13 protein-coding genes are annotated in these 12,275 nt (G+C 61.6%); all 13 read left to right on the top strand.

The features are described 5' to 3' along the window. The first annotated feature begins 110 nt into the window (after positions 1-110). Entirely contained in the window at positions 111-1,469 is a 1,359-nt protein-coding gene (spoIVB, locus tag K5554_RS09495) for a SpoIVB peptidase (protein ID WP_221038250.1), read from the top strand. A gap of 64 nt (positions 1,470-1,533) precedes the next feature. Next, on the top strand, positions 1,534-2,307 hold the full coding sequence (gene spo0A / locus K5554_RS09490; RefSeq protein ID WP_370636868.1) for a sporulation transcription factor Spo0A: 774 nt from the start codon (positions 1,534-1,536) through the stop codon (positions 2,305-2,307). 94 nt (positions 2,308-2,401) lie between these two features. Continuing rightward, positions 2,402-3,523, top strand: coding sequence for a putative cytokinetic ring protein SteA (gene steA, locus K5554_RS09485; RefSeq protein ID WP_221038248.1), 1,122 nt, complete (start codon positions 2,402-2,404; stop codon positions 3,521-3,523). 16 nt (positions 3,524-3,539) lie between these two features. Further along, entirely contained in the window at positions 3,540-4,337 is a 798-nt protein-coding gene (locus tag K5554_RS09480) for a copper transporter (protein ID WP_221038247.1), read from the top strand. Beyond that, positions 4,334-5,032, top strand: a complete 699-nt coding sequence (locus K5554_RS09475; protein WP_255565358.1) for a glycosyltransferase family 2 protein — start codon at positions 4,334-4,336, stop codon at positions 5,030-5,032. The genes K5554_RS09480 and K5554_RS09475 overlap by 4 nt, the downstream gene beginning before the upstream one ends. 8 nt (positions 5,033-5,040) lie before the next feature. After that, positions 5,041-5,853 (top strand): hypothetical protein, encoded by an 813-nt coding sequence (locus K5554_RS09470; RefSeq protein ID WP_221038246.1) that lies wholly within the window; start codon positions 5,041-5,043, stop codon positions 5,851-5,853. Positions 5,854-5,936: 83 nt separating this feature from the next. Then, positions 5,937-7,637: a sigma-54-dependent Fis family transcriptional regulator gene (locus tag K5554_RS09465; RefSeq protein ID WP_221038245.1), complete on the top strand. Its 1,701-nt coding sequence runs from the start codon at positions 5,937-5,939 to the stop codon at positions 7,635-7,637. A 166-nt stretch (positions 7,638-7,803) separates the two neighbouring features. Next, the gene (buk, locus tag K5554_RS09460) at positions 7,804-8,871 is read left to right on the top strand and encodes a butyrate kinase (protein WP_221038244.1); all 1,068 of its coding nucleotides are present in this window, start codon (positions 7,804-7,806) and stop codon (positions 8,869-8,871) included. A gap of 25 nt (positions 8,872-8,896) precedes the next feature. Next, the gene (locus K5554_RS09455) at positions 8,897-9,634 is read left to right on the top strand and encodes a hypothetical protein (protein WP_221038243.1); all 738 of its coding nucleotides are present in this window, start codon (positions 8,897-8,899) and stop codon (positions 9,632-9,634) included. A gap of 19 nt (positions 9,635-9,653) precedes the next feature. Beyond that, on the top strand, positions 9,654-9,866 hold the full coding sequence (locus K5554_RS09450; RefSeq protein WP_221038242.1) for a 4Fe-4S dicluster domain-containing protein: 213 nt from the start codon (positions 9,654-9,656) through the stop codon (positions 9,864-9,866). 20 nt (positions 9,867-9,886) lie between these two features. Then, on the top strand, positions 9,887-10,957 hold the full coding sequence (locus K5554_RS09445; protein WP_255565357.1) for a 3-methyl-2-oxobutanoate dehydrogenase subunit VorB: 1,071 nt from the start codon (positions 9,887-9,889) through the stop codon (positions 10,955-10,957). After that, positions 10,954-11,700, top strand: coding sequence for a thiamine pyrophosphate-dependent enzyme (locus K5554_RS09440; RefSeq protein ID WP_221038241.1), 747 nt, complete (start codon positions 10,954-10,956; stop codon positions 11,698-11,700). The genes K5554_RS09445 and K5554_RS09440 overlap by 4 nt, the downstream gene beginning before the upstream one ends. After that, positions 11,701-12,246, top strand: a complete 546-nt coding sequence (locus K5554_RS09435) for a 2-oxoacid:acceptor oxidoreductase family protein (RefSeq protein WP_221038240.1) — start codon at positions 11,701-11,703, stop codon at positions 12,244-12,246. Positions 12,247-12,275 lie beyond the last annotated feature (29 nt).

The raw sequence follows: 12,275 nt of genomic DNA, 5'->3' as shown, positions 1-12,275 counted from the left end.
CGGGAAGCATAAAGAAACCGGGTACAGGGCAACCTGTTCCTAGGTTTCTTTTTTTATCGCTGACGGAAAGGAGGTTGCGCATTCCAAGCTTAAGCAAGGAGTGACCTTGTGTGGGCGGTCTGAACCGTCGTGGTTGGTGTGGCCTGATACTGGCAACCTTGATTGTTCTTACTACTTTAACGCCGCAGTTTCGCAGTGCCGTAGCCTTCCCCGAGGCAATCAAGCTTCCAGTGGGCGAGTGTCACTCCCTGCGCCTCAACCTGCCTTTCCCCGCTGCGGTGCGCCTGCGTCAGGGGAGTGGCCTCAAGCTCAACAACCGCTGGCTGACCGGTCAACCGGCCAGCATCAGCCTGTCCGGTCCCTTAACCTTGGAATCGGCCCGGCCCGGGCGGACCGAAATGGAGTTTCTGCTCTTTGGTATCCCGTGGAAGCGAGTGGTTGTGAACACCAAGGTCCCGGAGAGAATCGTCCCGGGGGGGCATTCCATCGGGGTCCTTCTTACCAGTCAGGGCATAATTGTGGTCGGTTATGATAACCTATCCGCTTCCCCGGGGCGCCCTCGTTCCCCTGCACGCGACGCCGGTATAACAACCGGAGATCTTCTACTGGAAGCCGATGGTAAAGCGCTCGTCACCATCACCGATCTTGCCCAGGCGGTGGAGCAGGCGGGGCGCGAAGGCCGTTCCGTCCGCATTAAGCTGCGGCGCGGGGCGGACACGCACCTGGTTGAGGTGGACCCCCTGCCGAGCCCGGGCAATCATTACCGCATCGGGCTCTACGTGCGGGATGGGGCTAATGGAGTAGGTACCTTATCCTTTTATGATCCGCTGACGGGGTATTACGGTGCCTTGGGGCATGTGATAACCGATCCCGATACCGGTACGCCGCTTCCGATCCGGGAGGGCTCCATTGTAAAAGCACTTATCTCCAGCATCACCGCCGGCGTCCGCGGTCACCCGGGAGAAAAGATCGGTGTGTTTCAACCCGAGGAAAACACCTGGGGTGACATCAGCGCCAACACCGAATTTGGGATCTTCGGGCAGCTCAACATGCCTTTGCGTAACCCGTATTTCAAAGAACCCATTCCCGTGGCGCTGGCCGGCGAGGTTCATCCCGGTCCGGCCGAGATGTACACCGTTTTAGAACGCGATCGGGTAGAACGCTTTCAAATTGAAATTGAGCGCGTGCTGAACCGGGAAACGCCCAGCGACAAGGGCCTGGTGCTCTGCATCACCGATCCAACGCTGCTGCGGAAAAGCGGCGGCATCGTCCAGGGGATGAGCGGTAGCCCGATAATCCAAGATGGGAAACTGGCAGGCATCGTCACGCATGTGTTCGTCAACGATCCGAGTCACGGCTTCGGGGTCCTGGCGGAATGGATGGTAGAAAAAAGCAAACGCCTGGCGGAAGGAACGGTTTTCGTTCCTTCCTTTATTGCGGACTTGAGTGCGGATGTTTTTGCCAATTGAGGAGGATTGTGGGAAACGCGTGTCGAATAGCTTGCAGAAAAGCGGACGACAAGGGGGAAGTGCTTTGGCAGGGGAATCCATCCGGGTGATGATTGCCGACGATAACAGGGAATTTTGCGAACTCGTGCGAGAGTATATCGAAGAACAAAACGATATGCAGCTGGTGGGCGTTGCCTACAACGGCACCGAGGTGCTGGAGCAGCTCGACGCAGCGGACCCGGACGTGCTGGTTCTCGACATCATCATGCCGCACCTGGACGGAATCGGTGTTCTCGAAACCCTGGCCGACCGCCCGCCGGCCAAACGACCCAAGGTGATCATGCTTACGGCCTTCGGCCAAGAGAGCATCACGCAAAGGGTAGTGGATCTAGGCGCTGATTACTACATCCTCAAGCCCTTTAATTTGGAAGTCCTCGTGAGCCGTATCCGCCAGCTGGCTGGAACGGCGGCGCGGCCCACCTTCCGCAGCCTGCCGGTTAAAGGGCGCAACCTGGATCTTGAGGTGACCAACATCATCCATCAGATCGGGGTGCCGGCTCACATCAAAGGGTATCTGTACCTACGCGAAGCCATCCTCATGGTGATCAATGAAGTTGATCTCTTGGGAGCCATCACCAAAGAGCTGTACCCGCTGATTGCCGAAAAGTATAACACCACCCCCAGCCGCGTAGAGCGCGCCATCCGGCACGCCATCGAGGTGGCGTGGAGCCGGGGAAACGTCGAGATCATCAACAGCCTGTTCGGTTATACCATCGATGTAAACCGCGGCAAACCGACCAATTCGGAGTTCATCGCCATGATCGCCGACAAACTGCGGGTGGAGAGTAAAGCGAGCTAACCCCGGTGCAGCGAGCAGCCCCAGGTTTTAAAGCCTGAGGCTGCTTCTTATATTTCCGCGCGGCGCATCGCATACTAGACCGGGAGGGCTGAGCATGGCCATACGTGCGCGGGCTTACCTGGACCGCTCGACAAAGCGTTTGCTCCTCAGGCTTCCGGCCCGCAGCATCGCCGTGGTGGCCCACCGGGACCTGGATTCGGTGGCGGCGGAAGCACTCCTTGACCGCAAGGTGCTGGCAGTGGTAAACGCCTGCCGCTCGGCCACCGGCACCTTCCCTAACCGCGGACCGGAGCTCCTCCTGAAGGCCGGTGTTCCCCTGGTGGATGAAGTCGGTGAAGGCATCTTTGTCCAGCTGAAAGAGGGAGACTGGATTGAGGTCAGAGGCGGCGAAATCTGGAGGAAGAACGTTTGTCTGGCCCGGGGGCATCTCGTTTCCCCTGAGGATCTGGCAAAAAGCGCGCTCCAGGCCCGCCGCCATTTGGACCAGCAGCTGGAACGCTTTATTAAGAACACGCTGGACCGTGCTCTTCAGGAAAAGGACCTCATCCTCAGCCGGCCGACGCTTCCTGCCTTAAGGACAGTCCTCAACAGACGACACGCGGTGGTCGTCGTCCGCGGTCCCACCTTTCGCGCTGATCTAAAGGCCATTCTTCCTTACATCCGGGAGATGCATCCCGTGTTGGTGGCCGTCGATGGTGGTGCCGACGCCCTCTTGGAGTTCGGCCTCAAGCCGGATTTGATTGTGGGGGATATGGACAGCGTAAGCGACCAGGCCCTCCTTTGCGGGGCGGAACTGGTCGTGCATGCCTACCCGGACGGGCGCGCTCCGGGTTTGGAGCGGCTCCGCGGGATGAAATGCCGGCCGGCTGTCTTTGCCACCACTGGAACCAGCGAAGACGCAGCCTTGCTTCTGGCCTACCATAACGGTTGCGAACTCATTGTGCTGGTGGGAAGTCACTCCAACATGGTCGAATTCCTGGAAAAAGGCCGGCCGGGGATGGCCAGCACTTTTCTGGTGCGCCTGCTCATCGGCTCCATCCTCGTCGATGCCAAAGGCGTCAACCAGCTGTACCGCCTGCACTTGCGTCCGGCTTACCTCGTGAGTTTCCTGGCAGCAGGGGCCTTGTCGGCGGTTACGATCCTCCTTTCGTCACTGCACTGGCAGCAGCTCCTGGCGCTCTGGGGGATAAAACTGCGCCTGCTGTTGGGTTTCTGAAGGGGAGGGCAGAAGCATGGTCGACCTCAAATACCACCTCTTAACGCTCACTGCTGTGTTCTTAGCCCTCACACTCGGCATTTTCATCGGCACGGCCCTGCCGGGGCCGGAGCTCATCTGGGGCGAGCAGCAGAATGTGATTGCCGACCTGAAGGCCACCTTCAGCGAGCTGAAAAGTGAAAGCAGCGCCCAAAAAGCGGAACTGGCGGCCCTCCGGCGCCAAAAACTGGCTGCCGATGAGCTGGGGCGCTGTGCCTTTCCTGTGCTGGTGAAGGACCGGTTAAACGGAAAACGCGCGGGGCTCATTGTCCCCGCCGCCGGGACAGCCGACGCTTTGGCCGAAACGCTCACCATCGCCGGGGCAGAGGTGTCCTGGGAGTTCGCCGTCGGTCCGGCCGCCGACCGACTGGCGCAGGCGGAAGCCGGCCGGGCGGCGGCTCTTTACCTGCTGAGGGAAACGAAGGATGCCCCCTGGCCCGGTTGCACGCCAGCCGCCGGGGCACCGGCCCCGGTAGAGGCGGTGGTTCTCTACGGTCCTGTCGAGAGGGCGGCAGCGCCCGGCTTGGCCGCGCTTTGCCGCACGTTGAAAGGCCGGGACATCCGTGTGATCGGCGCGGTGGCCACCAGCAACCAGGAGAACAGCTTCGCCCTGTTTCAGGAGTGGCAATTGAGCGGCGTCGACAACGCCGACACACCCGCCGGCTCAGCCGCCCTGGTGGCCCTCCTCCAGGGGGCGCAAGGGTACTTCGGCTGGAGCCCGGCCGCCGCCGGCTTTCTCCCCCCTCTGGTCTCCGAATGGGGGCAGGGAGGATGAAGGGGCTGGATGACCTTACCGCCTGCGTGGTTATTCCCGCTTACAACGAGGCTCTGACCATAGTGCAGACGGTACAGGCGGCCGCCAAGCTGCCCGTACACCAGATTATCGTCGTGGATGACGGGTCACGCGATGCCACCGCTGAGCTGGCGCGCCGCGCGGGTGCGCAGGTGCTTCAGCTCGACCGTAACCGGGGGAAAGGGGCCGCCATTCAGGCGGCCCTGCCCTGGGTGAAAAGCCGCGTCGTGCTGCTGGCCGACGCCGACCTAGGCGCAAGCGCCGACCAGACGCGGGAGCTCCTCCTGGCCGTCCAGAGCGGCCGTTGCGACATGGCTGTGGCCGTCTTCGCCCGGCAGCAGCGGCCGGGTGGAGGTCTGGGGCTGACCGTGGGGCTCGCCCGCTGGGGCATCCTGCATTTGACCGGGCGTGAACTGGAGGCCCCGCTTTCCGGTCAACGGGCCCTGTGCCGCGCAGCGCTCGAGCGCCTGCTGCCTCTACCGGCCGATTTTGGCTTTGAAGTTGGTTTAACCGTCAAAGCGCTGCAGGCCGGGCTCAGGGTGGAAGAGGTACCCCTGGCCCTGGAGCACCGGGTCACGGGCCGTACGGTGCGCGACGTCTGGCACCGCGGACGGCAGTTTTACCATGTGGGCAGGGTCCTTATGACCTTACGGGCGTTCACCCCGGCTGTGAGGTGAAAAACACGGTGGATTATCTTTGGGCTGCGCTCGCTTTTGGTCTTGTGCTCCTCTTACGCCAGCCGTTTGCCGCGCTTCTGGTAAGGCAAGGGGCCGTGCGGCACAACTACCGGAGCCGCCCGGTCAGCTTTCCCTGGGGGGTACTCCTCGTTTTGGCGCTCACTGCGGTCTACTCCCTGCGCTCCCTGGTGGAGGGAGCGAATCTCCTTCTTTGGCAGGGCCTTTTCGCGAGCTACGGCGCCGGGTTTTTAGGGCTGGTCGATGATCTTCTGGGAGACACCGCCGCTAAGGGCCTGGACGGCCACCTGCGCGCCTTTCTGCAGGGACGCCGCCTCACGAGCGGGCTCATCAAGGCCGCGGCAGGAATGCTCCTGGCGTTCGTGCTGGGAATGGGGACCAATACCTGGCGGGCTCTTTTTATTTCGGCGTTGAACCTCGCTCTCGCCATGAATGCCATCAACCTGCTGGACGTTCGCCCCGGCCGCGCCGGCAAGGGTTATCTCCTCTTTTTTGCGCTGCTGTTTTTTTCCGGGTACGGGGAGGCGGCCCGCACCGTAGGGCTGCCCCTGGCCCTGGCCCTTTTGGCATACCTGCCCCTCGACCTGGGGGAAAAGGCCATGCTGGGAGACACCGGGGCGAACGCCTTGGGAGTTGCTTTGGGCCTTATCATCAGCCGCGACCTCCCACCTCTGGGGCAACTGCTGGCGCTCCTTGTTCTCGTGGCCCTGCATGCCCTTACCGTTTTTTATTCCCTGTCCACCCTTATCACCCGCCTCCCGCCCCTGGCGGCCCTGGACCGGCTGGGAAGACCAAGAAACTGACGGCAACAAAAAACAAAGAGGATTTCCGCTTTTTCCTGCCGAATTCTTCTTAAAGAAGAGAACGGGTGGCAGGGGGTACCAGGATGATTGGAGTCGCCGTAACTGCGCTGGGAGAAAAAACACAGCCAATCATCGAGCGGATCAAGGAATGCGGTTTCCTTCGCCTGCTCGCCGACGTGAAGCTGGAAACTGGAGCCGCTTCACACTACGGGGATGAGGCCCGGGAGCTGCGCGAAATCTCCCTGACCGAACTGGCTTCTTTACAGGGGCTGGATGTCATCCTTTGTGGCACCTCGGCAGCCCGGTCTGCCGTCGAGGCGGCCAAAGTGCAAGGGGTGACCATACTGGGTCCCGAGGCGATCCCCGGCTTTCTCCTTCTCGTTTCACGGCTCCGCAGCGAAATCAACGACCTGGTCCAGGCGCAGTTGATGCTGGAAGCGATTATCCATGCCACGCAGGACGCAATCTCCGTGGTGGACGAACACGGTAAGGGGATTCTCGTCAACCCCGCCTACACGCGGCTAACCGGGCTGGTGGAAAAAGACGTTTTGGGAAAACCGGCCACGGTTGATATCGCCGAGGGAGAGAGCATTCACATGCAGGTGCTGGCCACCAAAAAGCCGGTGCGCGGCGCCATGCTCAAGGTGGGGCCCCAGCGTAAAGAGGTAATCGTCGACGTGGCGCCGCTTATCGTTGAAGGACGGCTGCGTGGGAGCGTGGGGGTAATCCATGATGTGTCCGAAATCAAACGGTTGACGGAGGAACTGGCACGGGCCAGGCAACGCATCCGCCACCTGGAAGCGAAATATACCTTCGAAGACATCGTCGGCCAAAGCCCGGAACTCAGGGCCGCAATTGAGCAGGCGCAGCGCGCGGCCGACCTACCGGCGACCATTCTGCTGCGCGGTGAAAGCGGCACGGGTAAGGAACTCTTTGCCCATGCGATCCACAGTGCCAGCCGCTGGCGGCGGGGGCAGTTTATTCGCGTCAACTGTACCGCCATTGCCGAATCGCTGCTCGAAAGCGAGCTGTTCGGCTACGAGGAAGGCGCTTTTACCGGCGCCCGGCGGCACGGGAAGAAGGGTTACTTTGAGGAGGCCGAGGGAGGTACCATCTTCCTCGACGAAATCGGCGAGATAAGCCCGGCCCTGCAGGCCAAGCTGCTGCGGGTGCTCCAGGAGAAAGAAATCATTCGGGTGGGAGGAAACACCCCGGTACCCGTTTCCGCCCGCGTCATTGCGGCCACCAACGTCAACCTGGAGCAGGCGGTGCAGGAAGGGCGTTTCCGGGAGGACCTCTACTACCGGCTCAACGTGGTGCCGGTTTTTATTCCGCCGCTGCGCTACCGCAAAGACGACATTCCCCTTTTGGTGACCCACCTGCTGCGCAAGTTCAACCAGCAGTTCGGCCGTGCGGTGGAGCGGGTGTCGCCCCAAGCCCTGTCGACCCTGGTGGCCTACGATTGGCCGGGAAACGTGCGGGAGTTAGAGAATATCATCGGACGGGCCATGATCAATATGCGGTTTAATGAGACCATCATCCAAGCTCACCACCTGCCGCCGCTGGGCAATGTCAGCACCGTTCCACGCCGCCTCTGGGCCAGCCTGGCGCCCGGCTGGACGCCCGGTCAAACCCTGAGCAAACTTACCACTGAAGTGGAAAAGGACGCCCTGCACCGCTGCCTGGAGTATACCCGGGGCAATAAAACCGAAGCTGCGCGCTTGTTGGGAGTATCACCCCGAACGCTCTATTACAAGCTCGAAAAGTACGGCTTGGAGCAGTGAAGTGCCTTGCAGTATACTGCCTGCAAAATGCTGCAAACAAGCAGGTTAATGCAGACGCGGCCGGTCGGGAGGCGCCAAACGGCCGTTCTTTTTTTGGCACAGTACTTGCATGGGCTTAACCACAAAGAATTTCTCCTAACCGTAGAAGGTTAAGGAGGTATAACCTATGCGGATCCTGGCGATCAATCCCGGCTCCACATCGACGAAGCTGGGGCTGTACGAAGACAGGCAGGCCCTTTTCACGGAGACGCTAGCGCACAACCCGGCAGAGCTTGCCGGCTACCGGACGGTCCTGGAGCAGCATGCCTTCCGGAAAGAAGCCGTGCTGCGTTTTCTGGCCGGCAAAGACACACCGCTTTCCTCGCTGGCAGCGGTGGTGGGGCGCGGCGGCCTGACTAAACCCCTCTCCGGCGGAACCTACCTGGTGAACCAGGCGATGCTCGACGACCTGCGGGCGGCCGAGCGCGGGGAACACGCCGCCAACCTCGGCCCCTTGCTCGCCTCCGAACTGGCGCAGGCGGCAGGCGGTATCCCGGCCTTTGTCGTGGATCCGGTGGTGGTTGACGAGCTGGACGACGTCGCCCGCCTTTCCGGCCTGCCGGAACTCCCGCGGGAAAGCAAATTCCACGCCCTCAACCAAAAGGCGGTGGCCCGCCGCGCCGCCAAGGCGCTGGGGCGATCCTACCAGGAGGTGAACCTGGTTGTGGCGCACCTGGGTGGAGGGATCTCCATTGGGGCGCACCGCAAGGGCCGGGTGGTGGACGTAAACAACGCGCTGGACGGTGAGGGCCCCATGTCGCCGGAGCGCAGCGGCACCCTGCCGGCCGGCGCTTTGGTGCACCTTTGCTTCAGCGGCCGGTTCACCGAGGCGCAGGTCCGGCGCAAAATCACCGGCTGCGGCGGGCTGATGGCCCACCTGGGTACCACTGACGCCCAGGAGGTCGAGAAGCGCATCCAGGCGGGCGACGCCCACGCCAAGCTTGTTTTCCAGGCCATGGCTTATCAAGTGGCCAAGGGAATTGCCGCTCTGGGCGCAGTTTTCTCCGGAGAAGTCGATGCTGTGGTGCTCACGGGCGGCCTGGCCAACTCGGAACTTTTGACCGGTTGGATTAAGGAACGGGTAGCCTTTCTCGCTCCAGTTCTCATTTATCCCGGGGAAGGCGAACTTGAGGCACTGGCGCTGGGAGCGTGGCGTGTTCTGGTTGGGGAGGAAGAGGCCAAGGTTTACGCCTAGTCTGGGTTAAGGATGTGAAGGAAGAATGGACTTCAGCAAGCGGATCGCCATCTTCGCCGGCGCCTTCGGCAGCGGCAAAACAGAGCTGGCGTTAAACTACGCCCACCGGGCGGCCGCAAAGGGCCGCCGCGTAGCCTTGGCCGATTTGGATATCGTCAGTCCCTATTTCCGCTCCCGGGATACCGCGGCCGAACTTACCGCTCAGGGGATTGAAGTAATCGCACCCTTGGGTGAGCTGGCGCAGGCTGATCTACCTGTTATCAGCCCGCGTGTCCGGGCGGCATTGGCCGATCCTGAACTTATTGTAGTGCTGGACGTGGGAGGAGATGATGCCGGAGCCACAGCTTTGGGGCAGTTCAGTGACCAACTGAAGAGCCTTCCACACGCCCTGCTCCTGGTGGTAAACACCTGCCGGCCCTTTACCCGGGATGCAGACGGCATAGCCAACATGGTGCACACCATCGAGCGGGCAACCCATCTTACCGTTACCGGCCTGGTCGCCAACCCCAACCTGGGGGCGGAAACTACGGCGGAAATCATCCGCGTCGGCCTGGCCCGGGTCGAAGAAGCAGCGCGGAACCTTAACCTCCCCGTGGCAGCCCTCGCCGTCCGTGCAGACCTCGCTGCACAGGTTGGGGAGCTTACCGTGCCCCTTTTTCCGCTCCAGATTTTTCTTTTACCGCCGTGGTTGCAGACCCAAGTTGTCACCCGTGATCGCCGCGCGGCTATGGCCGCGCAAGAAAAACGGCAGAACCCCAAGTAGCAAAGAGGAGGGGAGAGAATTGGCCCGAGGCAAAGTTGTGTTCAATGAAGATCGCTGCAAGGGGTGTGGACTGTGCACCACTGTGTGCCCGAACAAGATCTTGGCGCTGGGCGACAGGATCAACAAGCTGGGTTACCACCCCGCCACCTCAACCGATCCCGACAAGTGCACCGGCTGCGCGCTCTGCGCGCGCATGTGCCCGGACTGCGTCATTGAAGTCTACCGGGAATAGTACAAGAGGAGGGGAGAACTGTGACTGAAAAGCTGCTGATGAAAGGCAACGAAGCCCTGGGAGAGGCAGCTATCCAGGCCGGATGCCGGCTCTACTTCGCCTACCCGATAACGCCGCAGAGCGAACTTCCTGAGTACCTGGCCAAACGCATGCCGCAGGTGGGCGGTGTCTTCCTGCAGGCCGAGTCGGAAGTCGCCGCCATCAATATGGTCTACGGCGCGGCCGGAGCCGGGGCGCGGGTGATGACATCGTCCTCCAGCCCGGGCATCAGCCTGAAGCAGGAAGGCCTTTCTTACATCGCGGGGGCGGAACTGCCCTGCGTGGTGGTCAACATGTCGCGTGGGGGGCCGGGTTTGGGAAGCATTCAGCCGTCCCAATCCGACTACTTCCAGGCCACCAAGGGCGGCGGACACGGCGATTACCGGCTGCTGGTGCTGGCTCCCGCCTCAGTCCAGGAGGTTGTCGACCTCACCTTGCTGGCGTTTGACCTGGCGGACAAGTACCGCAACCCGGTTATGATCATGGGCGATGGACTGCTCGGTCAAATGATGGAGCCGGTCGTCTTCCCACCGGAAGGCAGGCGAGAGCTCCCACCTAAACCCTGGGCGACCACCGGCTGGACCAAGGACAGGCCGAAGAACATCATCAACTCCCTTGAGCTGCAGCCGGAACGCCTGGAGGCGCACAACCGTCACCTGCAGGAGAAGTACGCCCAAGCAGCGCGCGAGGAAGCCCGCAGCGAGGAATACCTGACTAAAGATGCCGACGTAGTGGTGGTCGCTTTCGGCACCGTAGCCCGCATCGCCCGGAGCGCCGTTGAAGCGGCCCGGGAAAAAGGGATTAAGGCGGGTCTCTTCCGCCCCATCACCCTGTGGCCTTATCCCAGTGCGGCCCTGGCGAAGCTGGTGGATACCGCGAAGAGCTTCCTGAGCGTGGAGATGAACTGGGGGCAGATGGTGGAAGACGTGCGCCTGGTTGTAAACGACAAGCGCCCGGTCTATTTCTACGGCCGCTCGGGCGGCGTCGTCCCTACCCCGGAAGAAGTCCTCACCGAAATTGAAAAGGCGGCAAGCGGGAGGTGTGAGGCATGAAGGCGGTATTCACCCGTCCACAAGCTCTGGCCGATGTGAACACCCACTACTGCCCCGGCTGCACGCACGGCATCATCCATCGCCTGGTGGCCGAGACCATCGACGAGCTCGGAATCGCCGAACGCACCATCGGGGTAGCACCCGTAGGTTGCTCGGTGCTCGCTTACAATTACTTTAACGTGGATTTCCAGGAAGCCGCCCACGGGCGGGCACCGGCGGTAGCCACAGGCATTAAACGCGCCCTGCCGGACCGCGTGGTGTTCACCTACCAAGGGGATGGCGACCTGGCTTCCATCGGTACCGCCGAGATTGTCCACGCCGCCAACCGTGGCGAAGGCATCACCGTGGTCTACGTCAATAACGCCATCTACGGCATGACGGGCGGCCAGATGGCTCCGACCACCCTGGCCGGCCAAAAAACCACCACGTCACCCTACGGCCGGGACGTCAAACTGTGCGGTTACCCCATCCGTATGGCAGAGCTCTTGGCGACCTTGGAGGCGCCGAAATTCATCGCCCGTGTGGCCGTGAACTCCCCTGTGCACATCCAGCAGGCCAAGCGGGCTATCAAGCGGGCCTTTGAGGTTCAGGTAAACCAGAACGGCTTTGCCATGGTGGAAGTTCTCTCCGCCTGTCCTACCAACTGGGGGCTGCCACCGGCGAAAGCACTGGCGTGGCTGGAAGAGAACATGATCCCGTATTTCCCCCTGGGCGAGTTTAAAGTACCCGAGGAGGTGAAATAAGTGCAGCAGGAGTTCATTTTTGCCGGATTCGGCGGGCAGGGCGTTCTCCTCATGGGGCAGCTCATTGCTTATGCCGCTCTTTATGAAGGCAAGAAGGTATCCTGGATCCCCTCCTACGGGCCGGAGATGCGCGGTGGCACAGCCAACTGCACGGTGATTGTCTCGGACCGGGACATCGGTTCACCGGTGGTGACACGTCCCAGCTGCGTGGTTGCGATGAATCTGCCTTCGCTGGACAAATTCGAGCAAAACGTAAAGCCGGGTGGCATTCTGGTCATGAACAGTTCCATGATCAACCGCGAACCCCAGCGTACGGATATCACCGTGGTCAAGGTCCCCGCTACGGCCACGGCCAATGAACTGGGCAGCGCCCGGGTGGCCAATATGGTGGCCCTGGGGGCTGTGGTGGAAGCGACGCAGGTGGTGACCTTCGAAGGATTGCTGAAGACTTTGGAGAAGAAACTGCCGGCGCATCACAAGGATCTCCTCCCGCTCAACCGGCGGGCTATCGAGCGCGGTCGCAGTTTCGTTCCTGCCCGAGTTTAGCTTTCAGCGCCCCCGGCAGCCGGGGGCTT

The sequence above is a fragment of the Gelria sp. Kuro-4 genome (genome assembly GCF_019668485.1).
Taxonomy (GTDB): Bacteria; Bacillota; DTU030; order DUMP01; family DUMP01; genus DUMP01.
The sequence above is the reverse complement of the archived record's forward strand: the minus strand, read 5'-3'. Positions and strand labels throughout refer to the sequence as shown.

Excerpts from the sequence above, each read along its gene's own strand:
- K5554_RS09455 (WP_221038243.1), top strand. The coding sequence starts at position 8,897 with ATGGACTTCAGCAAGCGGATCGCCATCTTCGCCGGCGCCTTCGGCAGC.
- K5554_RS09440 (WP_221038241.1), top strand. The coding sequence starts at position 10,954 with ATGAAGGCGGTATTCACCCGTCCACAAGCTCTGGCCGATGTGAACACC.
- K5554_RS09475 (WP_255565358.1), top strand. The coding sequence starts at position 4,334 with ATGAAGGGGCTGGATGACCTTACCGCCTGCGTGGTTATTCCCGCTTAC.
- K5554_RS09480 (WP_221038247.1), top strand. The coding sequence starts at position 3,540 with ATGGTCGACCTCAAATACCACCTCTTAACGCTCACTGCTGTGTTCTTA.
- buk (WP_221038244.1), top strand. The coding sequence starts at position 7,804 with ATGCGGATCCTGGCGATCAATCCCGGCTCCACATCGACGAAGCTGGGG.
- K5554_RS09465 (WP_221038245.1), top strand. The coding sequence starts at position 5,937 with ATGATTGGAGTCGCCGTAACTGCGCTGGGAGAAAAAACACAGCCAATC.
- steA (WP_221038248.1), top strand. The coding sequence starts at position 2,402 with ATGGCCATACGTGCGCGGGCTTACCTGGACCGCTCGACAAAGCGTTTG.